Annotated in this window: 16 protein-coding genes; 9 read left to right on the forward strand and 7 right to left on the reverse strand. The window is 62.2% G+C overall.

From position 1 onward, the window contains the following. Nucleotides 1-30: 30 nt before the first annotated feature. From VW35_RS01700 to VW35_RS01710, 3 genes are read right to left on the reverse strand one after another with little or no spacing between them, the layout of a single operon-like run. Nucleotides 31-1,203, reverse strand: coding sequence for a M24 family metallopeptidase (locus VW35_RS01700; protein WP_046141663.1), 1,173 nt, complete (start codon nucleotides 1,201-1,203; stop codon nucleotides 31-33). 60 nt (nucleotides 1,204-1,263) lie between these two features. Next, a complete protein-coding gene (locus VW35_RS01705) occupies nucleotides 1,264-2,802 on the reverse strand; it encodes an ABC transporter substrate-binding protein (RefSeq protein WP_046141274.1) in 1,539 nt (512 codons plus the stop codon). Between the two features lie 24 nt (nucleotides 2,803-2,826). Beyond that, complete coding sequence (locus VW35_RS01710) at nucleotides 2,827-3,831, reverse strand: GntR family transcriptional regulator (RefSeq protein WP_046141275.1); 1,005 nt, start codon at nucleotides 3,829-3,831, stop codon at nucleotides 2,827-2,829. Nucleotides 3,832-4,023: 192 nt separating this feature from the next. Between VW35_RS01710 and VW35_RS01715 the strand changes: the two genes are divergently transcribed. Further along, nucleotides 4,024-4,995, forward strand: coding sequence for an aldo/keto reductase (locus tag VW35_RS01715; protein WP_046141276.1), 972 nt, complete (start codon nucleotides 4,024-4,026; stop codon nucleotides 4,993-4,995). A 10-nt stretch (nucleotides 4,996-5,005) separates the two neighbouring features. Beyond that, nucleotides 5,006-6,175: a hypothetical protein gene (locus VW35_RS01720; protein WP_046141277.1), complete on the forward strand. Its 1,170-nt coding sequence runs from the start codon at nucleotides 5,006-5,008 to the stop codon at nucleotides 6,173-6,175. Between the two features lie 210 nt (nucleotides 6,176-6,385). Here VW35_RS01720 and VW35_RS01725 read toward each other — a convergent pair whose 3' ends face one another. The 4 genes from VW35_RS01725 to VW35_RS01740 all read right to left on the reverse strand — a co-directional run bounded on the left by VW35_RS01725 (nucleotide 6,386) and on the right by VW35_RS01740 (nucleotide 12,236). Next, nucleotides 6,386-9,454, reverse strand: a complete 3,069-nt coding sequence (locus VW35_RS01725; RefSeq protein ID WP_046141278.1) for an efflux RND transporter permease subunit — start codon at nucleotides 9,452-9,454, stop codon at nucleotides 6,386-6,388. Further along, on the reverse strand, nucleotides 9,451-10,524 hold the full coding sequence (locus tag VW35_RS01730; RefSeq protein ID WP_046141279.1) for an efflux RND transporter periplasmic adaptor subunit: 1,074 nt from the start codon (nucleotides 10,522-10,524) through the stop codon (nucleotides 9,451-9,453). Before VW35_RS01730 ends, VW35_RS01725 begins: the two co-directional genes overlap by 4 nt. After that, nucleotides 10,524-11,606: an efflux RND transporter periplasmic adaptor subunit gene (locus VW35_RS01735; protein ID WP_046141664.1), complete on the reverse strand. Its 1,083-nt coding sequence runs from the start codon at nucleotides 11,604-11,606 to the stop codon at nucleotides 10,524-10,526. The genes VW35_RS01730 and VW35_RS01735 overlap by 1 nt, the downstream gene beginning before the upstream one ends. 153 nt (nucleotides 11,607-11,759) lie before the next feature. Next, entirely contained in the window at nucleotides 11,760-12,236 is a 477-nt protein-coding gene (locus VW35_RS01740) for an Lrp/AsnC family transcriptional regulator (RefSeq protein WP_046141280.1), read from the reverse strand. A 188-nt stretch (nucleotides 12,237-12,424) separates the two neighbouring features. Between VW35_RS01740 and VW35_RS01745 the strand changes: the two genes are divergently transcribed. From VW35_RS01745 to VW35_RS01775, 7 genes are all read left to right on the forward strand, one after another. After that, complete coding sequence (locus VW35_RS01745) at nucleotides 12,425-14,722, forward strand: transketolase-like TK C-terminal-containing protein (protein WP_244465819.1); 2,298 nt, start codon at nucleotides 12,425-12,427, stop codon at nucleotides 14,720-14,722. Between the two features lie 228 nt (nucleotides 14,723-14,950). After that, the gene (locus VW35_RS01750; RefSeq protein WP_046141282.1) at nucleotides 14,951-16,555 is read left to right on the forward strand and encodes a peptide ABC transporter substrate-binding protein; all 1,605 of its coding nucleotides are present in this window, start codon (nucleotides 14,951-14,953) and stop codon (nucleotides 16,553-16,555) included. A gap of 61 nt (nucleotides 16,556-16,616) precedes the next feature. Next, on the forward strand, nucleotides 16,617-18,374 hold the full coding sequence (locus VW35_RS01755) for an ABC transporter ATP-binding protein (protein WP_046141283.1): 1,758 nt from the start codon (nucleotides 16,617-16,619) through the stop codon (nucleotides 18,372-18,374). A gap of 10 nt (nucleotides 18,375-18,384) precedes the next feature. Further along, nucleotides 18,385-19,314 carry an ABC transporter permease gene (locus VW35_RS01760; protein WP_046141284.1) on the forward strand — a complete coding sequence of 310 codons (930 nt, stop codon included), beginning with the start codon at nucleotides 18,385-18,387 and terminating at the stop codon, nucleotides 19,312-19,314. Further along, the gene (locus tag VW35_RS01765; RefSeq protein ID WP_052951427.1) at nucleotides 19,311-20,195 is read left to right on the forward strand and encodes an ABC transporter permease; all 885 of its coding nucleotides are present in this window, start codon (nucleotides 19,311-19,313) and stop codon (nucleotides 20,193-20,195) included. The genes VW35_RS01760 and VW35_RS01765 overlap by 4 nt, the downstream gene beginning before the upstream one ends. 2 nt (nucleotides 20,196-20,197) lie before the next feature. Next, entirely contained in the window at nucleotides 20,198-21,403 is a 1,206-nt protein-coding gene (locus VW35_RS01770; RefSeq protein ID WP_046141285.1) for an aminotransferase class V-fold PLP-dependent enzyme, read from the forward strand. A 56-nt stretch (nucleotides 21,404-21,459) separates the two neighbouring features. After that, on the forward strand, nucleotides 21,460-22,185 hold the full coding sequence (locus VW35_RS01775; RefSeq protein ID WP_046141286.1) for a FadR/GntR family transcriptional regulator: 726 nt from the start codon (nucleotides 21,460-21,462) through the stop codon (nucleotides 22,183-22,185). Nucleotides 22,186-22,221 lie beyond the last annotated feature (36 nt).

Raw genomic sequence — 22,221 nt, forward strand, 5'->3', positions numbered from 1 at the left:
TGGCGTTGCCCTTGCGTATCGGAGTTGCGCTCAGCCAAGGATTACCTCGTCGAGCTTGCGCGGAAACTTGGTGAGGCTATCGGGACCGCTTTCGGTGACGAGCACGGTGTCGGCGAGGCGGAACCCGCCGAGGCCAGGCACATAGAGGGCAGGTTCGGACGAGCACACCATATTGGGCACGAGCACGGTATCGTCGCCACCCTCAACCCAGGGCGGCTCATGGAACATCACGCCCATGCCGTGGCCGACGCGATGGAGGCAATATTGCCCGACGCCTTGCTCGCGGATGAAGCCGAGCGCACGGTCGTCAGCCGATGCACAGGTTGCGCCGGCGACAAGCCCAGCGGTGCCGATGGCCTGGGCCTGCTGCGCCAGATTGTAGGTGCGTTCCTGTTCCTTGCTGGGTTCGCCGAGGATAAAGGTGCGTTCGCTCTCGGCAGCTCGGCCCCCGACCCGGCAACCGAGGGAGAGGATCATGCTCTCGCCGCGCTGCGGGCGATGCCCGGTCGGCATGCCATGCGGAAAGGCCGAACGCAGGCCGGAATAGACGAGGCCGCCGGCGATACCCTGGACGAGCAAAATGTCATCGTGCTCGCGATACATCGTATCGAGCGCGTGGCGGATGATATGGGCTTCGATCTCGATTTCCGTCGGCATGGTCTTGCCGGTGCGAAGCGCATCATCGATCAGGGCAACGCCAGCACTGACCATGGAATCGGAGATGCGCGCGGCTTCGCGCTGCAGCACCAGCTCTTCAGGGCGCTTGATGAGGCGCATCTTTCCGACAATGCCGGATGCGGTCACCTTGGCATTAGGGAATGCACTTTCGAGCTGCCCCACGCGGGCCAACGAAATCCCTGGCGAATGCGCCACGGTGCCCTTGATGTCGCCGAGGGTGCGGGCAAGGACGGCGAACGGACGGTCGCGTCCCGGAAATTCGAAATAGACGACGAGTTCGGCGGCGGTCTTCTGGTCGAGCGCATGGTGTCGCTCGAGTTCGGGGATCAGCAGATAGGCATCGGTCTGCGTTAGCGCGAAGACGACGGGGCGTTCGGTCGTGTAGTGGGAAAAGCCAGTCGTATAGATGACGTCGTCATTGGAATCGAGCAGCAGCACGTCGACGCCGTCTTCGGCCATGCGCGCGCGGATGTCGCGGTGCACAGAGGCGTAATAATCGGCGCTGAGGCGCTGGGAGAAAGCCATGGCGAGGTCCTCGATTGGGGCCGGGTCCGGCCGACGCAAGGCGCCGGCCGGAGGACGGGATCAGTCGGTAAAGCCGATCAGGCCGCGAAGATTGCCGCGCGGCGTTGCCTGCACTTCGACGGGCAGGTCCTTGGCGTAGAACAGCTGATAGCCCTGGGCCGAGATGATGTAATAGGGCAGCTCTTCCGCCAGGATGGTCGCGGCCTTCTGATAGGCGGCAGCACGTCCAGCCTGATCGAGGGTCGAGCGGCCTTCCTGCAGCAGCGCGTCGACTTCCGGATTGGAATATCCGCCCCAATTGGTCGGGCCATCAGTCGAAAGCTGGGCAAACAGCAGGCGATCAGGATCGACGATATTGAGCCAGCCGAGAAGCGCGATCTGGTGCTTGCCCTGCTGCACATAATTGGTCGAGAACGAAGGCCAATCCGTGATCTGGGCCGTTGCCTTTACCCCTGCGGCTTCGAACATGGCCTGAAGGAATTCCACGGTCTGGACGCGGTTGGTGTCTTCGCTGTGGGTCGAAAGAACCACTTCGAGATCGTTGCCGTCCTTGTCGAGGATGCCGTCGCCATTGCTATCGGTCCAGCCAAGCTCGTTGAACTGGGCGATGGCGCCTTCCATGTCGAAGGTCGGCTGCGCAATGGTATCGGAATAGGCCCATGAGGACGGCAGGATGATCGAATGCGCTTCCTGGTCGACGCCCTGGTAGATGTCGTTGACGATGGTCGTTTGGTCGACGAGCTTGGCAAAGGCCTGGCGCATCTTCGGATCGGCGAGCAGCGGATCCTTGACGTTGAAGTTGAGGTAATTGACGCCGAGGCCGGCGGTGATGACGTTGCCGAAGCGGTCATCGGCCTTGAGGCGCTCGATATCCTGCGGGGCGAGCGGAGACTGGATGACGTCGAGATCGCCGGCTTCGAAAGCCTGCGAGCGGGCCGAATTGTCGCCGATGATCTTCAGCGTCACGTTCTCGATGGTCGGCGCACCGCGCCAGTAGTTTTCGTTGGCTTCGAGCACGATCTCGCTGCCACGATTCCACGACACGAGCTTCATTGGCCCGGCGCCGACGGGATTGAGCGCGATATCGGTGCCGCCTTCGACCAGCGCCTTGGGAATGATGCCGATATCGAGATAGGTTAGAAGCGGCGCATAGGGCGCCGAGAGCGTGAACTTGACCGTCTGCGGATCGACGGCTTCGACGGCCGAGATCGGCGCATAGAGCGCGCGGCTCGGGGCATTGAGCTCGGGGTCGATCAGCGTCGTATAGGTGAAGACCACGTCATCGGCGGTCAGCGGGCTGCCGTCGGAAAACTTGAGGTCCGGGCGGAGCTTGAAGATGAAGGTCTGCGGATCGGGCGTTTCCCAGCTCTCGGCGAGGTCCGGCACCGGCTCGAGGTTCGGCGTGATGTGGACGAGCCCGGAATAGATGAGGTCAGCGGTGCGCGAGGCGGTCGTATCGCGCATCAGACGCGGGTCGAGCGTACCGGCGTCCACGTCCATCCCCACGATGAGCGTGTCCTGGTCCTGCGCGAAACCGGTCTGGACCGGCATGATGCTCAGCGCCACCAAGGCGCTGGTCGTCAACAAAAATTTCTTCATTCCCTGTTCCCTTGATCTGACTAATTATGCGGATAGTCGGCCCGCGAACTGACCACCCTTGGCGCGCCGAAGATCGGCAAGCCGCGGCGCCAGAATGGTGTCGAGCGCGCCCGGATCGGGCGCGTGGCGATATTCGAAACACTGGACGCCGGACCGTACGAGCTGGGCCACATGGTCGGCGCCAGAGGCATAGACCACCGCATCAGACGCCTCGATGATCTCGCCGAGATCCGGCGCCGAAGACCAGGTGACGCGAATGTCCGAGATATGCGGAGCGAACTCGCGCACGCTGGGGCGCATGATCGCGATGTATTCCTTGAAGTGGGTGATGGCGGCGACGCGGGCGCGGGAGTCCAGACCGGCAAGGCTCTGCCGAGTGCGCTGGGACGGAATGAATCGCAGCCCGAGCACCTCCCCGCCATCGACCAGCGCGCGCACTTCCGCCTCCCTGTGGCCGAAGGTCAGGACAATATCTGCAGCCGCACAGGCGCGACGCTGCGGTCCGTCCTCGCGGATGCTGTCGAGCGTAACGAGTTCGATCTGATCGTTGCTTGCGAGCGTCGGGCGGATTTCCTCGACATAGTCGCGCCCAGGCCCCTCGAAGATGCAGACGAATACGATGGATAGCCCTGTGGCCGGCCGGCGCATCTGGGCTCCGGCATTGATCATGGAAACCAGGGCCATCGACGACACGCCGAGCGCTTCGGCCTTGGCAAGGATCGCTTCGATATCGCCGCGCAGCGCGTTGATCGGCTGCCCAGACGCTGCGGCCGCCAACGGATCGCGCGCCGTAAAGGCGCCAAGCCCCGCCCGCATCTCGATCAAGCCCTCATCGCGCAGCTGCTGATAGACCTGGCTGACCGTCATCGGCGCAATGCCGATCTCGCTTGCCAGCTGCCGCACCGACTGGAGCTTCGTGCCATAGGGCATGTCGCTGAAGGCCAGCATGTAGCTCAAGAGACCATGCAGCTGCGTCCCGACAGGAACGGGAAGCGACTTGTCGATGCTGGACGCGTCTATCGTGAACATGTGTTCTACCACGTTGATACACCGACCGTACCGATGAGTTCTCATGACCGCAATAGGTCATGCAATTTTTTTGCACACCGTTTGATTTCGCCGCTTGAATGTGCACAGATGCACGAAATCGCGCTAAAAACCGGCGTTGCTTTCTGGATAGCTGGTGCGTTCCTGACTAAGACTGCTCTCAGAGGTGTACTAATGGATTATAGCAACCTGGGCCGCACGGGCCTGAAAGTCTCGCGACTAGCGCTCGGGTGCATGACCTTTGGTTCGCCGACATGGGCACCCTGGGTGCTCGATGAAGCCGCATCCCGACCGATCATCGACAAGGCGGTCGACCTCGGCATCAACCTTTTCGACCTTGCGGACATTTATTCGCTGGGCGCCAGCGAGGAGGTCGTCGGCAGGGTTCTATCTGCTCAGAAACGGCAGAAGCTTGTTCTCGCGACCAAGCTCTATAATCCCATGAGCCAGGACCCCAACGATCGGGGCCTGTCGCGCAAGCACATTTTCGAGGCGGTCGATGGCAGCCTCAAGCGGTTGGGGACCGATTACATCGATCTCTACCAGCTTCACCGCTTCGACTATGAAACGCCGCTCGAAGAGACGCTCGACGCCCTCAACGACGTTGTCCGCGCCGGCAAGGTGCGCTATCTCGGCGCGTCGTCCATGCATGCCTGGCAGTTCATGAAGGCGCTCGGCCTGCAGCGGGCCAATGGCTGGGCACCGTTCGTCTCGATGCAACCCCATTACAACCTGATCTATCGCGAAGAAGAGCGCGAAATGCTGCCACTTTGCCGATCCGAAGGCATCGGCGTCATCCCCTGGAGCCCCCTCGCCCGCGGACGTCTCGCCGCCCGTACCGAGACCGAAACGACCCGCTCGCAGACCGACAAGACCGCTTCGGCGCTTTACGACCGTTCGCGCGAACAGGATGACGCCGTGGTGGCTGCCGTGCGCCAGGTGGCCGAGCGCCATGGCCGCCCGCCGGCCCAGATCGCCTATGCCTGGGTCGCGACACGTCCCGGGATCACGGCGCCGATCGTCGGCATTTCCAAGCTCCATCAGTTCGACGACGCCGTTGCCGCGCTCGAGGTCAAACTCAGCGACGAAGACGTGGCTCTACTCGAAGCCCCCTACCATCCCAAGCCGGTTGCCGGTCACCAATAGGACGTTCTTCATGCTGATCGGCAATGAACTCGCAGGCCTGACGGCCGGCATCGACGCGCTCTATCGCAAGACGCCTCGCAGCGATGGCTTCCTCGACAAGGAAGGGCTCATTCCTGTCGCCATGGCCAAGGTCGAGCCCGCTCCGCTCCGCGACTACATCGAGGCGCGCGAAAAGCTCGAGGCGCTCGCAACCCGCAACGCCGGCGAGGCAGAAACGCAGCTGCGTCACGACTATGTCGCCGAGATGATCGATTCGCTCCTGGCGCTCGTCACCACCTTTGAAGAAAAGCCGATCAGCTTTGCCGACCGTGTCGCCCGGCAAATCAGGGTAAAAACGCAATTGGTTCCGGATGCGGAACTGGACGTCTATCGACAGACAATTCGTGAAAAACTCGATGAACTCGGCTATGCTGGCGGCAGTCTCACCGACGATTTCAACCGCTGGGAAGCCCAGGCCCGTGTGCCCAAGGAGGCGGTGCTCGCGGAACTCAAAGGCTTGATCCGCGAAGGCCGCGAGCGCGTCAGCGCCAGCATGTATCCGTTTGCGCATGAATGGATGGAGCCCGAAGGCGTCACCGCCGTGCCCTTTTCGGCCTATTGCGATTATCCGACGCGTAAAGTGCTGCTCAACCTCGATTTCCCCTACACGCGCTTTTCGCTCAAGCACCTGGCGACGCACGAAGTATTTCCCGGCCATCTCGTGCACATGAACCTGCGTGAACGCGCCGTTGCCGAAGGCAAGATGCCGCTCGATGGCGCCCAGGTGGTGACGAGCTCGGCGAGCAGCGCGCTGTTCGAAGGCATTGCCGATAACGGCATGTTCTTCCTCGACTGGGTCGTTGGACCCGAGGACGAACTCGGCGTGGCGCTCCAGCGCCTTCGGAGCGCGATGCGCTGCAATGCGGCGTGGATGATGCACGCTCAAGGCATGAGCCTGGATGAGATCGTACCGATCGTGGCCGACAAGGCCCTGCAGGATCCGGTGACCGCCCGATCGCGCCTCGCCTTCCTCAACCACAATCTGCGCGCGCCTTTCGTCTTTGCCTACTATGGCGGTGACATGGCTGTGCACGACGTCTGGAAAGCCGTGACGCCGGACGAACGTCAGGCGTTCTGGTCTTTTCTTTATGACCACATGCACACGCCCGCGACGCTCAAGAAATACTGGTCGCAACGCTGAGCAATGGTTTTGATGCGCCAGTCGCCGGGGCCAACCGGTTCCCCGACAGTCAGCGGCTCGCCGTTCCTGGGAAGCCTGTGCCTTCCAACACCACTGCCGCATGGATGTGGAGGCCGGAGCGCTGGATCGTCGGATCAGCCCGGCTTACCCGTTCCGCTGCCCCTGGACAGGCCGAACACTCAATATCCACCTTCTCTGAAGGGTGCCAGATCAACCGGCCGGCACCTCTTCTTTCGGGGTCTCAGGTGGACGGATGCCGAACCAGGTGACGTAGAGTGCGGGCAGGAAAATCAGCGTCAGCACCGTGCCGACGATGATGCCGCCCATCATTGCATAGGCCATGGGACCCCAGAAGATTTCCCCCGCAATGGGAATAAGACCCAGGCTGGCCGCCAGGGCGGTGAGGAGAATGGGGCGTAGGCGATGCTGGGTGGCTTCGACCACCGCGCCCCAGGCGGCTATGCCTTCGGATCGCAGATGTTCGATCTGAACGATAAGGATCACCGAATTTCGGATCAAAATCCCGACCAGCGCCAGAACCCCGAGGATGGCGACAAAGCCAAGGGGTTTGCCCGTGGCGAGGAGCGCTATGACGACGCCGATCAAGGCGAGCGGGGCGACAGCGACGACAAGGAAAAGCCGCGCAAAACTCTGGAGCTGGATCATCAGCACCGTCGCCATGACAAAGAGCATCAGCGGGACGACGGCCAGAATGGGCGCGGTCGATTCCGCGCTGCTTTCGACAGTTCCGCCAACGGCAATCGAATAACCAAGCGGCAGGCTCTCGCGCACGCTTTCGACAATGGGCTCAAGCTCGCTGGCCACAGTTGCCGGTTGAATGGTGCCAAGAACGGCGGCGCTAATGGTCAATGTCGGGATGCGATCGCGCCGGACAATCATCGGCTGTTCCTGCCCGTAGCCGAAAGTGGCAACCGCAGCGAGGGGAATGGAGCGGCCGTCTCCTGTTGAAAGCTGCAGGTTCTGCAGCGTTTCGATAGAACCGCGCTCCGTCGCATCGGCACGGCCAACGACGTTGACGAGATAGATGCCGTCCTGGATCTGGGTGATCGTGGTGCCGACGGTAATGCCGTTGAGCGCCGAGGCGATATCGGAATTGGTGATCCCGAGTTGCCGGGCCTTGTCCTGAAGGACGTTAACCTCAACGACCCTAGAGGTTTCCATCCAGTCGTAGCGCACATCGCCCAAACTGGGGTTCTGCTTGATGGCGGAGGCCAATGCGTGCGCCTGATCCCTCAACTCGCCGATATCGGGCCCACTCAGGCGATACTGGATCGGTCGGCCGACTGGAGGCCCGAGCGAAAGCGTCGTGATATAGGCATCGGTGCCCGGAAAAGTACGGCGCAGATAGTCGCTGAGTTCGGCGCTGACGCGATCGCGGACGTCGAGTCCCTTGGTGACGACGACTGTCTGGCCGGTCGAGGGCATGGCAGTCGGCGAGTCAAAGGCCAGAACGAAGCGCGGCGCACCCTGACCAATATAGCTCGACCAATGATCGACGTCGTCATTTCCAGAGAGCGCTTCAGCCTCGAACTTGGCGATCTGCGCACTGGTTTCGGTGATGGAGCTATTTTGGGGCAGCTGCCAGTTGACGACCAGTTCAGGACGGTCCGATGAGGGAAAGAACTGCTGCTGGACGTGAGTGAGGCCAAAGATCGAGGCCGCGAAAATAGCGACGGTTATGGCAATCGTCAGCCAACGCAAACGCATGGCGGTTTCGAGAAAGCGCGTGAACGCCCTGCTGAGACGACCTGGTCCCTTGCTTTTGTGCTTGAGCTGCTTGGGCAGAACGCTGACGCCGATCAGCGGCGTGAACAGCACGGCTACAATCCACGAAACAAGGAGCGAGACGGCCAGCACCACGAAGAGCGTGAAGGTGAATTCGCCGGCAGAACTGGGATTGAGCCCGATGGGAATGAAGCCGGCCACGGTGACAAGCGTGCCCGTCAACATGGGAAAGGCTGTGGAGGTGTAAACGGCGGTGGCGGCCTTGGTCAGCGTATCGCCGGCCTCAAGGCGCGAGACCATCATTTCCACCGCGATCATGGCATCATCGACGAGGAGGCCCAGGGCGATGATGAGCGCACCGAGCGAGACACGCTGGAGGGAAATACCGAGATAGGACATGGCGAGGAAGGTGATGGCGAGCACGATCGGGATCGAGAGCGCGACGACAAGCCCTGCCCTGAGGCCGAGGCTGACGAAACTGACGATCAGCACGATGCCGATGGCTTCGAAAAGCGCGCTGGTAAAGCCGTTGACGGCTTCTTCGACCACGCGCGGCTGATCGGAAACGAGGTGGACCTCGACGCCAATCGGCAGATCGGAAACGATCCGCTCGAGTTGGGCGTCGAGCGCTTTGCCGAATTCGAGGAGATTGCCGCCAGAGCGCATGCCGATGGCAAGGCCGATGGCCTGCTGGCCGTTGTAACGGAAGAGCGAAGACGGCGGATCGGCATAACCGCGGCTGATCGTGGCGACATCGGCGAGCCGGAAGAAGCGATCTCCGACGCGCAGGTTGATCTCGCGCAGACTTTCTTCGGAGGTGAATTGCCCGCCAAGGCGGACCGCTACCCGCTCGGGGCCCGCCGCGATCACGCCGGACGGCGAAACGGCATTCTGGTCCTGAAGGGTAGCAATCACCTGCTGGGCGCTGATGCCGAGGGAGGCCAGTTGGCGGGTCGAAAATTCGAGAAAGATGACCTCGTTCTGTGCGCCGACGAGCTCGACGCTACCGGTTTCGTCGAGCGCCAGCAGTTGAGAGCGCGCATCTTCCACATAATCGCGCAATTGGCGCTGAGTGAGGCCGTCGCCCGTGAAGGCGTAGATGTTGCCATAGACATCGCCAAACCTGTCGTTGAAGAAGGGGCCGCGAACGCCTTGGGGGAATGAAGAGGTGATATCGCCGACCATCTGGCGCACCTGTAGCCAGATGGTAGGGACTTGGGCGCTGGGCGCGCTGTTGTCGAGCGTGACATAGACGGTGGTTTGACCGGCCGTGGTGATTGACCGCGTATAGTCGAGGGTTTCGAGATCCTGCAGTTGGCGCTCGATCCGCTCCGTAACCTGTTCGGTGACTTCTTCTGCCGTGGCGCCGGGCCACTGCGCGACGATCACCATGGTGCGGATGGTGAAAGCGGGGTCTTCCTCGCGGCCGAGGTTCAGGTAGGCCAGCGCGCCGGCAATCACCGAAACAAGCATGAAATACCAGACGATGGAGCGGTGCTCGAGTGCCCAATCGGAAAGGTTGAAGCCCTTCATTGCTGTTCCTTCCCGCCGAGCCGGACCTTTTGACCCTCGGTCAAACTGTTGACGCCCGCGACGGCGATGCGCTCGCCGGCTTTCAGGCCATCTTCAACCGGCACAAGGCCGTTCAGTGCTTCGCCAATCTTGACCGGGCGGAGGCTGACGGTTTGTGCGGCTTCGTCTATGACCCAGACTGCCGTCTCGTCGCCATCGTAGCGAATGGAGGATTGGGGCACGCTCAGGGCCGTGCCATCGGAGGCTTTGAGCGATGCAGTGGCGGTGGTGCCGAGCCAAAAACTTGCTGGCGGGGAATCAAGGGCGATATGGACGCGCCAGGTGCGTGTGACCGGGTCGGCCTGGGGCGCGATTTCCCGGACGCTCCCAGCTATGGCCGCGGCAGGATCGAGCTGGGGCATGACATCGAAGATCGTGCCGACCGCAATGCCGTCGACAAAATCGCCGGGCACATCGATGACGAGATCGCGCTGGTTCGGGTCCGCAAGTGTCAGGACCGGGGTGCCAGCGGCGATTACCTCGCCAGGCTCGGCACCCACGTCGGTGACGACGCCATCGCTTGGCGCGGTAAGGCGCGCGTAACTGAGCTGCTCTTCGGCCTGGCTGACGGCGGCTTGTGCCTGGACGACACCAGCCTCGGCGGCCTGTGTTTGCTGCCGGGACTGGTCGAGATCGGCCTGGGCGGCATTATTGGTTTCGACCAGCGATTCCAGCCGTGTCTGCGACGATGCCGCATTGGCGGCCTGGGCCTGGGCGGAAGCAAGATTGGCTTGGGCGTTACGCAGGGCCAGTTGAAGCGTCGTGCTGTCGAGGGTTGCTAAAACCTCGTCCTTGAGGACGCGAGCGCCGACTTCGACCTCGCGGCTGACGAGCGTACCGCTGGTCCGGAAGGCGAGGCTGGTGGTGACCCTTGGTTCGACCGTGCCGACGAAGGTTGAACTGGACACTGGGCGGGCTTCGACCACCAGCGAGAGGATAGGCCGCACGACGGCTGTCTCTGGCTGTTCCGGCGCCTGGCCGCAGGCGGATACGAGCAAAGGCAATAGCATGATCGAGGCAAGATGGCGCATCAGGGAGCATCCTCGATCTGGACGGTTTCACCGGGCGTCAGGAGCTTTGTTCCTTCGGTGACGACGCGCTGGCCGGGGGTGAGGCCATCGGCGATGACGACGACGCCGGTGCCATAGGCAAGAACGGAAACGGGGGTGACCGAGACGGTTTCGTCTTCTCCCACGGTCCAGACAGCCGGCTTTCCATCCTCTGACCAGAGGGCACTCCAGGGAAGGACGATGCGATCGCTGACGCTCGAGCTGACGGTGCCGACCACTGCGGCGCCAAGGGTCATGGATGCGGGCGGCTCGGCAATGGCGATGGTGACTTCGACCGTACCGGTCTGCGGATCGACGGTGGGCGAGACTTCATGCACCGTTCCGGAAACGGCTACATTGGGGTCCGCGACAAGGGCAACCTGCACCGGCGTTTCTGCGGAACGGCCGATGAGGGCAGTTTCCTGGACGTTGAACACCGCATCGCGCGGGCCATCTTCGGCCAGGACATAAACCGGCGAACCGGCCTGCACGACTTCGCCCACTTCGAGGCGGCGCTCGGTGATGATTCCGGCGGCATTGGCGCGCAATTCGGTGTAGCCGAGGCCTTGGCGGGCGGTTTCGAGCTGGGCTTGGGCGCTGTCGAGGCTGTTTTGGGCGGTGGTCAGGGCAGTTTGTGCGGTTTCGAATCCGCTTCTGGTCGTAAGGCCCTGGTTGAGAAGGGAGTTTTGCCGATCAAAGGTGGTTTGCGCCTGTGTGAGCTGGGCATTCGCGGCGGCGACGGAGGCTTCGGCAGCGGTGACATTGGCCTGTTGTTCGGCGCTGCTGAGGCGGCCGATCAGTTGCCCTTCCGTTACCCTTTGGCCGATCTCGGCGGACAATTCGGTAATCTGCCCGCTGATCTGGAAAGCCAGCGGGGTTTCGGCGCGGGCGCGGATCGATCCGGTCAAGGTCAGCGTCGGCGTGTAGGGTACGAGCGCGACCGTCTCGGCTTTGACGAAAGCTGCGGGTTGCTCCGGCGGGGCAGCGGACTGCTGGCATCCTGCGATCGAGATGGCAAAAAGAGCAAGACCTGCGGCGCGGGCCAATCCGGTACTGTCAAGCACGCAATCACCCTTGCAACGCTCAGCCCGGGCGACGGACATGAGACGAGATTCATTCGCTTCGTTTTACGACGAATGTTTGCGGGGTGGAACACGTGACCTGCGGGCGCCTATCGATTTCAATCCTGAGCGGATCAAAGGACAACTCGCCAAGAATCAAATCGGCAGGACGCGGCTGACTTTCACAGTGCCGAGCGAGAAGCTCGATTCGATCGAGGCGACGCCCTCGACCTGGGTCAGTTTCTCGCGAAGAAAATGCTCATAGGTTTCGAGATCCGCGCAGACGACGCGCAGGAGGAAATCGAACTGGCCGGTCATGAGATAGGCCTCCATCACTTCCGGCCAGCGCGAGATCGCCGCGCCGAAGGCGTCGAGTTCGCGCGCACGCTGGCGTTCCAGCTTGATCGAGATGAAGACCGACACGGGAAGGCCCGCAGCCTTCTGATCCAGCGTGGCGCTATAACCGGTGATGAGGCCGGCGCGCTCCATCTGGCGGATCCGGCGCAGGCACGGTGACGGCGATAGCCCGACTTGATCGGCTATGGCTTGGATCGTCATGCGGCCATCCTCCTGCAAGGCACGGAGGATTTTACGATCGACAACACTGAGCTCGGTTTTAGAAGATTCTGCCATTCTGCGATCCGAAACGGATGAAATCCTGCGCCAGGAGGTGCTTTACGGGTCAAATTAGACGAGAACCAGCGATCGACAAGGCGCAAAGTGATCGGGAGGGAAGAGGAGATCGCACTTTGGCCGAGGACCGCGCGCGCATCGGGCATATCGAGGCGTTGACGAGGAAAGCACTATGGCTTTCCAACTGGATGATCCACCATGCCAACCACATCCGGCCCAATGTCGACGGGGTCAAGGTGGGTGGGCATCAGGCAAGTTCCGCCTCGATGGCGGCGATGATGAGCGCGCTCTATTTCGGCGTGCTGCGGCCCGAGGATCGGGTAGCGGTCAAGCCGCATGCGGCGCCGGTGTTTCATGCCATCCAATATCTCCTTGGCAAGCAGACACGGGAAAAGCTGATCGATTTCCGGGCCTTTGGCGGGGCGCAATCTTATCCCAGCCGCACCAAGGACACAGACGACGTGGACATTTCGACGGGCTCGGTCGGGCTCGGCGTCGCTTTCACCGCCTTCGCATCGCTGATCCAGGATTATGTGCGCGCCAAACCCTGGGCCGACCGATCGCGGCCGGAGGGGCGGATGGTGGCGCTGGTGGGCGACGCCGAACTCGATGAAGGCAACGTCTATGAGTGCCTCCTCGAAGGCTGGAAACATGGGCTGAGAAATACCTGGTGGGTGATCGACTACAATCGCCAGAGCCTCGATGGCGTCGTGCGCGAAGGGCTCTACGATCGGATCGAAGCGATCTTCCGGGCCTTCGACTGGAATATCGTGACGCTCAAATATGGAGCGCTGCAGCGCGCTGCGTTTGCCGAACCGGGCGGAGACCGGCTCAAGCTCTGGATCGATGCGGCGCCTAATGCCGTCTATTCGGCGCTGATGTTTCGGGGCGGCGCGGCATGGCGCGAGCGGCTGACGGATGAGATCGGCGATCAGGGCCCGGTCAGTGCCCTCATCGCGCGACGCAGCGACGAGGAGCTCGCCACACTGATGGCCAATCTCGGCGGACATTGCGTGCCGAGCCTCATCGAGCAATTCGAGGCGGCGGGAAGCGACAAGCCGACAGTATTCATCGCCTATACGGTCAAGGGTTGGGCGACGCCGCTGGCGGGACACAAGGACAATCATGCGGGGCAGATGACCGGCGCGCAGATCGAACAGTTGCGCGCGGCAATGAAGGTACGCGAGGGCCACGAATGGGAGCCGTTCGAGGGCATGAACGATGCCGAGGGCGTGCGAAAATTTCTGGAACAGGTCCCGTTCAACGCCGGAGGTTCACGCCGTCTGACGTCGCCGCAGGTTGAGACGCTCGGCCCGCAGTTCGTGGGCACCGGACCAACTTCGACCCAGGCAGCTTTTGGCCGAATTCTCGATGCCATAGCTAAAACCGACAGTGACCTCGCGCGGCGCATCGTCACCACTTCGCCAGACGTGACGGTTTCGACCAATCTCGGGCCATGGGTCAACCGGCGCAATCTCTTCGCGCGGAGTGAAATGGCCGATGTATTCCAGAAGGAAGCTATTCCATCGACGCAGAAATGGCGGTTTACGCCTGAGGGTCAGCATCTCGAACTTGGCATTGCCGAGATGAACCTTTTTCTGATGCTCGGCGCTGCTGGGCTCAGCCATTCGCTATTCGGCGAGCGCTTGCTGCCCATCGGCACGCTTTATGACCCATTCATTTCCCGCGGCCTCGATGCGCTCAACTATGCCTGCTACCAGGATGCGCGCTTCCTGCTGGTCGCAACGCCATCGGGTGTGTCGCTGGCCGGCGAAGGCGGGGCGCATCAATCGATCGCTTCGCCGCTTATCGGCATGGCGCAGGATGGCCTCGCGAGTTTCGAGCCCGCTTTCGCCGACGAGCTTTCGATAATCATGGACTGGGCGTTCGACTACATGCAGCGCCAGGGCGATGCGCGGCCCGACCTCGCCGATTGGCCGCGCGATGTGACAGGCGGCTCAGTCTATCTCAGGCTTTCGACCCGAACCATCGAGCAACCCTCGCGCCCTGTCGACAAGCCATTGACCGATGGCATCATCCGCGGCGCCTATTGGCTCAAGCCGCCGACCCCGCAATGCGAGGTGGTGATCGCCTATCAAGGCGTGCTCGCCCAGGAGGCGATTGAGGCGGCTGCCCGCATCGGCGGCGATCGACGCAATGTTGCGGTATTGGCCGTCACGTCCGCCGATCGTCTCAATGCCGGCTGGCATGGCGCGCAGCGCGCGCGGCTTCACGGCGACGGAGACGCACGCAGCCATATCGAGAATCTGCTGGCCGACGCCCCCCGCCATGCAGGGCTGATCACCGCTATCGATGGGCATCCGGCAACGCTGGGTTGGCTCGGTAGCGTACTCGGCCACCGCACGATCACGCTGGGGGTCGAACATTTCGGGCAGACCGGGACGGTGTACGATCTATACCGCCATTTCGGGATTGACGCCGACGCCATGGTCGCGGCGGCACGCAGTCTGATGCCAGGCTGGTGACCGGCTGAAGAAAGCTCATGCACAGCCACCGATTCACGCCTTGCCAAGCGCGAACGTATTTGTCAGACATATGTCATTAGGCCTTTCGAGAGGGAAATTCGAATGGCTGCCGCGTCGGGCCTGAGGGGGTTGCGGCGTAAAGAGAGTGACCGCTTCGGCAGGCCAAGACCTGCACGAAGCGGCGCATGAGGGAACGTCCATCGGCTCTGGATCAAGGAGGGAGCTTTTATGAATGCTTTTGTGAGACTGGCCGGCGTATTGGTCGCTGCCACGGCGCTGTCAGCGCCGGTTCTGGCGCAGACGACCGTCGTCGCGCCAAGCGGCAGCACCGCCGGCACCTATATGGACTACATGAAGACGGTCTATGATCGTGGTACCGGCTCGGAACTGCTGCAGATCCCGATCGCGACCTTCGACAAGGAATTCGAGCTGACCCCGATGGCAGCGGAAAGCTGGACCCAATCGGAAGACGGGCTCACCTGGACATTCAAGCTGCGCTCAGGCCTCGTCTGGTCCGATGGCGAACCGCTGACGGCCGAAGATTTCGTTTTCGCGCTGCAGCGTGCTGCGACCTCGGGCTATGACTTTGCCTGGTATTGGGACTTTGCCGGCGGCATCAAGGGCTGGAAGGAAGTGACCGAAGGGACGGCCGACGTCTCGACGCTCGGCCTCAAGGCGGTCGACGACCTGACCATCGAAGTCACGACGGTTGCGCCAAAACCCTATTTCCCCTCGGTCACCAGCCTCTGGTACCCTGTGCCCAAGCATAAGGTGGATGAGCTCGGCGACGATTGGGCGCTCGATGTCTCGACGATCGTCTCTTCCGGTCCATTCGAAATCGAAAGCTGGGAAAAGTCGAACAACTCGGTGGTTCTCACCAAATCCGATACCTATACGGGCCCCTGGTCGCCGATGATCGACCGGCTCGAACTCGACCCGACGCTCAATGCGCCGGAAGTCGGCCTTCCGGCATTCCTCGCCGGCGACGCGGATTATTCGTTCCTCAACACCGGACAGGTGCCGGTCGCGACGGCGCGTTATCCTGATGGCATCCGCAAGAATGCGGTGTTTGCGACCTCGTACATCTCATACGATCTGGACGCGGCGCCGTTCAACGACGTCAATGTCCGCCGCGCCTTCTACTATGCAGTCGATCGCGACGAGCTGACCTCGACCGTTCTCAAGGACATCGCCATTCCGGCCGGCTCGATCTTGCCGCCCGGCTATCCTGGCTACAATCCGGATATCGCGGCAGAAGCCGTGTTCGATCCTGAAAAGGCCAAGCAGTTCCTCGCCGATGCGGGCTTCCCCAATGGCGAAGGCTTCCCGGACGTCGAAATCTGGTACCGCGAAGAGGGCGGCTATAACGGCGCTATCGTTCCGGCCATGGCGCAGTATCTGCAGGCCGAATTCAAGGAAGTGCTGGGCATTTCCCTCAACATCCGCGCTCTGCCGGGTCCGGAATGGATGGACGGCCTCCGCGGCAAGAAGAACAACATCTTCATTGCGCCTTACGAATACGACTATCTCGATCCGTCAAACTTCTACGGTATCTTCTACAATGGTGGCCGCCACGGCTATTTCGTGCCGGAATATGACGAGATCATCGCCAAGGCCGATAGCGAAAGCGACTGGGACACCCGCTACAAGCTCTATGGCGAAGCTGAACAGCTGATGATCGACCAGGGCCTGATTGTGCCGCTCGTTCATCCGGTGACCATTGCAGTTGTGTCGGACCAGCTGACCGGCGACGGCGTGCAGCCGAACTCGCTCGGCTTCACCCAGCTCGATCGCCTCGGCCACTACTTCTTCACCCACATCACGAAGCAGTAGCTTTTACGCGAATGCGTCTCCCGGCTCCGGCCGGGAGACAGCATCTACCAAGGGCCAATCTATGCCTCTCGTCGAAATCGAAGGCCTGCGCGTCAGCTTTCGCCAATATGGCGGGCGGGTCGATGCGGTGCGCAATGTCAGCTTCAGCGTCAATGAAGGCGAGAGTGTCGGCATTGTCGGGGAATCCGGCTCCGGCAAGTCGGTGAGCTGCTCCGCACTGTTGCGGCTCCTCCCCGCGACGGCAGAAATCGAGGCGGCCAAGCTGCGGCTCGATGGCGTCGATGTCCTCAAGGCCAACAAGGAAGACCTGGCGCGGCTACGCGGCCGTTCTGCGGCGATGATCTTTCAGGATCCGATGACCGCCTTCGATCCGGTCTTCACCATCGGCCACCAGATTGCCGAAACCATTCAGGCGCATCGCAAGATCGGCAAGCGCGAGGCCCTGGCAGAAGCGGAGCAATTGCTGCTTCGCGTCGAGATCAAGAATGCTGCCGATGTGCTCGGCTATTACCCGCACCAGCTTTCCGGCGGCATGCTGCAGCGCGCCATGATCGCCATGGCGCTTTCCTGCCGCCCGAAAATCCTCATCGCCGACGAGCCGACGACGGCGCTCGACGTCACCATCCAGGCGCAGATCCTGCAGCTGATCAAGAAGGTGCAGGCCGAGTTCGGCATGGCGCTGATCATGATTACGCATGACCTCGGCGTCATCGCCGAAACGGTCGACCGGGTCGTCGTCATGTATGGCGGCGAGATCATGGAAGAGGGGCCGGTCACCGAGATTTTCGAGGCGCCGAAGCACGATTATACAAAAGCGCTCCTCGCAAGCCTTCATTCGCGCTTCGAGCCGTCCAAGGGCGATCCTGATGCGCTGGCGCCGGCGCTCGAACTACGGGGGCTGGCCAAATCGTATTCGACGCGGCGACGCCGCGGCTTTCGGGTTACCCACGGCGAATTCCAGGCGGTGCAGGCGGTCGACGTCGTCCTGCCGCGCAATCGCATCGTGGCGCTGGTCGGGGAATCGGGATCGGGCAAGACGACGACGGGTTTGATGGCCATGCGGCTGACTGAGCCGAGCAAGGGCCAGATCATTGTCGACGGCACCGATATTTCGCGGCTCGATACTGCAGCGCTGATCCCGTTCCGGAAGCGCATGCAAATCGTCTTCCAGGACAGCTATTCCGCGCTCGATCCGATGATGACACTGACCCAGATCATCGCCGAGCCGCTCCATATCCATGGCATCGGCACGCCGCGGGAACAGTCCGAGAAGGCGCTCAAATGGCTCGAGCGCGTGGGGCTTGCCCGTTCGTTCGGCAGCCGCTATCCGCATGAACTTTCAGGCGGCCAGCGGCAGCGCGTGGCCATCGCGCGGGCGCTGATCCTCGAACCAACGGTACTCGTCGCCGACGAGCCGACTTCGGCGCTCGACGTGACGGTCAAAGCGCAGATCATCAATCTGCTCAAGGACTTGCAGGCCGAACTTGGGCTTTCGATTCTGTTTATCAGCCATGACCTGTCGACCGTTAAATCGCTGACCGACAGCGTCGTCGTCATGTATCGCGGGCGAGTGATCGAGGAAGCGCCGACCGAGCGCCTGTTCGCCGATCCGCGGCATCCCTATACCCGCGCCCTGCTCGATGCGATCCCGGCGACCAATCCGCGGGAAAAGCGGGAGCGCACGTTCCTGTCGGCCGACGATATCCGCGCCAGGACGCCGCGCTATACCGTCATCCAAACAGGCAGTGCTCCCAGTCCCGATCCGCAGCTTGTCACCGTCGCCCCGGGCCACCGGGTCGAGGCGATCGTGACGACGTGAGGAGATAGCCATGTTCGCCCACATCCTCCGCCGCATCCTCTCGGTCGCCTTCACCTTCATCGTGGTCTCGATCATCATCTTTTCGATGATGCACGCGGTGCCCGGCGGACCGTTCGATGCCAATGACATGCCGGTGTCCGAGGCCGTGCGCGCCAAGATGATGGCGCAGTGGGGGCTCGATCAGCCGCTGCATGTTCAATATCTCAACTACATGTGGGGTGTGCTGCATCTCGATTTCGGGGTGCCGTTCCAGAGCCCGGGCGAGACGGTGGTCGAGCTCATTTCGCGCGCCTGGGTGCCGAGCCTGATCCTGGGCGGTTCGGGGGTGCTGATTGGGGCGCCACTCGGCATTCTGCTCGGCATGGCGGCCGCGCTCAATCGCAACACCTGGATCGACTATTTCGCCTCGACCCTCGCTACGTTCGGGCTCACCATTCCCGTATTCGTCACCTCCATGCTGCTGATCCTGATCTTTGCGGTCTGGCTCAACTGGCTTCCGGCGAGCGGCTGGCCGCAGCCCAATCGCTGGATCCTGCCTATTGCGTGCTATGCCGCGATCCCGCTCGCGACCTATGCGCGCTATACGCGCTCGGCGGTGCTCGACACGCTCAACCGGCCTTTCGTTACGGTGTTGCGTGCCAAGGGGCTGAGCGAGCGGCGGATCATCTTCCAGCACGTCATGCGCAATTCGGCCATTCCGCTCGTCACGGTGTTTTTGCCGATGTTCATCGGTACGGCCACCGGCTCAATCTTCGTTGAAGCCATGTTCCGCGTGCCGGGGCTCGGCGCCTATTTCGTCTCGTCCATCGAGGTGCGCGACTATACGCTGCAAATGGCGCTGATGCTGCTCATCACCTTCATGTATTGCCTTGCCTATCTTCTCTCCGACATCGCCTATGCGCTGCTCAATCCGCGTATTCGCGTGGGAGGCGCCGAATGACCGACATTGCCGTCCCGGCCCCTGCGGCCCGCATGCGTAGTCCGCTTTGGTTCGCCTGGCGCCGGTTTTTGTCCAACAAGGCGGCCGTGGTCGGCGGCGCGGTGCTGGCGATTCTGATCCTGATGGCGATCTTCGCTCCGCTGATCACGCCCTATAATCCCGAGGCGCAGAGCTTCCTGACCGAGGCGCTGGCCTTTCCCTCGGCGGAGCACTGGTTCGGCGTCGATAATCTCGGGCGCGATTTCTATTCGCGCATCGTTTATGGCTCGCGCGTTTCGCTAACTATTGGGTTCACGGCGGCGCTGTTCAGCGTGATCATCGGCATTCCGCTCGGCGCGCTCGCCGGCTATTTTGGGGGCCGTATCGACTGGGTGATCATGCGCATCATCGAAGTGTTCTCGGTGGTGCCACCCCTGCTCGCGGCGCTGCTTCTCGGCGCGATCACCCGCGGCGGTTATGGTACCATCGTCTTCATCGCTGCGCTGTTCGGCTGGGTGCAGGTCTGTCTTCTCGTTCGCGCGCAGATAAAGGCCTTCCGCGAGAAGGAGTTCGTGCGCGCGGCGCAGGCGCTTGGGGCCTCGCCCTGGTACATTATCCGGCGCCACCTGATCCCCAACTCGATCAGCCCGATCATCATCGGTTTCGTGTTGTCCATTCCCCTCGCCATGATGCTCGAAGCCTCGCTCAGTTTCCTTGGCGTCGGCGTTCCGCCGCCCACGCCCACCTGGGGGCAGATGATCAATGAGGGCATCGATTTCATGTTCTTCTACTGGCACCTGGCCGTCTTCCCGACTGCCGCGCTCGCCATCACCGTGCTCGCGACCTCGCTCTTTGGCGACGGGTTGCGCGATGCGCTCGATCCGACCCTGAAAGGCCGCTAAACGTGTCCGACAATCTCGCCCGTCAGTTTCTCCTCCGCGAGGACGTGACCTTCCTCAACCACGGATCGTTCGGCGCCTGCCCCCGCCCGGTATTCGAGACCTATCAGGCCTTCCAGCTCGAACTTGAGAGCGAGCCGGTCGAGTTTCTGGGCCGGCGCCTCAATGACATGATGCGCATCCCGCGCGAGGCTGTTGCCGCCGAAATCGGCGCGGCGCCGACCAATATCGCCGCGGTCATCAATGCAACGAGCGGGCTCAACATCGTCGCGCAGTCCCTGCCGCTGCAGCCCGGCGACCAGATCCTGACTACGGACCACGAATATTCGGCGCTCGAAAAGACCTGGGCCTATGTCTGCCGCAAGACCGGCGCGGAGGTTGTGGTCGTCAAGGTGCCGATGCCGCTGATCTCCGAAGAGGCCTTCACCGACACCATCATCGCCGGCATGACCGAGCGCACGAAGGTGCTGTTCCTCAGCCATATCACTTCGCCGACGGCGCTGGTTTTTCCGATCGAACGATCCATCGCCGAAGCGCGCAAGCGCGGCATCTGGTCGGTGATCGACGGTGCGCATACGCCGGGTCATATCCCGCTCGCGCTCGATGCGCTGGGCGCCGATTTTTATTCCGGCAATTGCCACAAGTGGATGATGACGCCTAAGGGCTCTGCCTTCCTTCATGCGCGCCCCGAAGTGCAGGGGCTGCTCGACCCCCTGGTCATCAGCCACGGCTGGACCAAGGAATCGAAAGACCCCGGAGCGCTCGGCGCCTTCGGCAATTCGCCGTTTATCGATGGCATCGAAGTCCAGGGCACGCGCGATCCGTCCGCCTGGCTCACCGTGCCGGCGGCCATCCAATATCGCCGGGAAAATGACTGGGCATCGGTGCAGGATCACTGCCGGCAATTGGCGCAGGACACGGCGCGCCGTCTGCGGGAACTAACTGGTCTTGAGCCGCTCAGCAGCCCGGAATTTTCCGCCCCGCAGATGGTCGCCATGCCGATCCCCGAATGCGACACGGCGGAAATCCACAAGCTGCTTTTTGAGCGCTATCGCGTGGAAATCCCGGTCTTCAAGTGGCAGGACCACCATATCGCGCGGCTGTCCGTGCAGGGGTACAATTCCCGCCCGCAGATGGATCGTTTGCTCGACGCCCTTTCCGAATTACTCGACCTGCGACCGTCGCGGAGACGTGCGGGCGGGGAGGGCTGACAAGGCAAGCAAACTGTGGTGAAAGGTGGCCCGCGCCAATGGAGAGGTAAGACGCCGTGAGCCAGGCTGTCCTCGACTATCTCGAGCCGCTCGAAACCCGCACGCGTGGCGTTGCGGTGCTCGACGCCTTGGCCGATATGGTGGAGCGCTCCGGGCTCAAGATCGGCGATCGCCTGCCGCCGGAAGTCTCGCTTGCTGCCACTCTTGGGGTGGGTCGCTCCACAATCCGCGAGGCTCTCAATCGCTGGGAAGGTCTGGGCATCATTCGCCGCCGCCGCGGCGATGGCACCTATCTCTCCGCGCGCGTGCAGACTTCGCGTGGCCTCGTGCCGACCATGGTGCGCCTCGAAGGCGAGGCCCTGCTCCGTCTTCTCGAAATCCGTCGTACGCTCGAGAACGACGTCGTCCGCAAGGCAACGATGAAGGCGACGCGAGCCCAGCGCGTCGAGATAGCGCGCCTCTGCGACATTCTCCTCAATGAGGTCGCGGCGGGCCGGCCCTGGCGCAAGGCCGACCATGCGTTTCATGGGGCCATTTACGACGCCTCGGGCAATCCGATGTATGGCCAGCTTCTGGTCAACCTCGACAATGCGCTCGAACGCGGCGGCAAGTCGCCGTTTTCCGCAGACGCTTTCGGCCTCGACTCCTTCCCAATCCACAAGGATCTTGCAGATGCCATGTTGGTGGAGGACACAGAGGGTGCCGTCGGCGCCATCGGCCGCATCATCGACGTGGTTGAGCGCGAGGTACAGGCAATCATAGATGGCAAGACTGTCGGCTAGCGTCCCTCCCCTTTTCCATCACGTCTAGCGAATGTG

Source organism: Devosia soli, assembly GCF_000970455.1.
Classification (GTDB): domain Bacteria; phylum Pseudomonadota; class Alphaproteobacteria; order Rhizobiales; family Devosiaceae; genus Devosia; species Devosia soli.

Coding starts and splice junctions, on each gene's coding strand:
- VW35_RS01760 (WP_046141284.1), top strand. CDS start 18,385: ATGTTCGCCCACATCCTCCGCCGCATCCTCTCGGTCGCCTTCACCTTC.
- VW35_RS01755 (WP_046141283.1), top strand. CDS start 16,617: ATGCCTCTCGTCGAAATCGAAGGCCTGCGCGTCAGCTTTCGCCAATAT.
- VW35_RS01700 (WP_046141663.1), bottom strand. CDS start 1,203: ATGGCTTTCTCCCAGCGCCTCAGCGCCGATTATTACGCCTCTGTGCAC.
- VW35_RS01730 (WP_046141279.1), bottom strand. CDS start 10,524: ATGCGCCATCTTGCCTCGATCATGCTATTGCCTTTGCTCGTATCCGCC.
- VW35_RS01725 (WP_046141278.1), bottom strand. CDS start 9,454: ATGAAGGGCTTCAACCTTTCCGATTGGGCACTCGAGCACCGCTCCATC.
- VW35_RS01715 (WP_046141276.1), top strand. CDS start 4,024: ATGGATTATAGCAACCTGGGCCGCACGGGCCTGAAAGTCTCGCGACTA.
- VW35_RS01740 (WP_046141280.1), bottom strand. CDS start 12,236: ATGGCAGAATCTTCTAAAACCGAGCTCAGTGTTGTCGATCGTAAAATC.
- VW35_RS01765 (WP_052951427.1), top strand. CDS start 19,311: ATGACCGACATTGCCGTCCCGGCCCCTGCGGCCCGCATGCGTAGTCCG.
- VW35_RS01750 (WP_046141282.1), top strand. CDS start 14,951: ATGAATGCTTTTGTGAGACTGGCCGGCGTATTGGTCGCTGCCACGGCG.
- VW35_RS01710 (WP_046141275.1), bottom strand. CDS start 3,831: ATGTTCACGATAGACGCGTCCAGCATCGACAAGTCGCTTCCCGTTCCT.
- VW35_RS01720 (WP_046141277.1), top strand. CDS start 5,006: ATGCTGATCGGCAATGAACTCGCAGGCCTGACGGCCGGCATCGACGCG.
- VW35_RS01745 (WP_244465819.1), top strand. CDS start 12,425: ATGATCCACCATGCCAACCACATCCGGCCCAATGTCGACGGGGTCAAG.
- VW35_RS01705 (WP_046141274.1), bottom strand. CDS start 2,802: ATGAAGAAATTTTTGTTGACGACCAGCGCCTTGGTGGCGCTGAGCATC.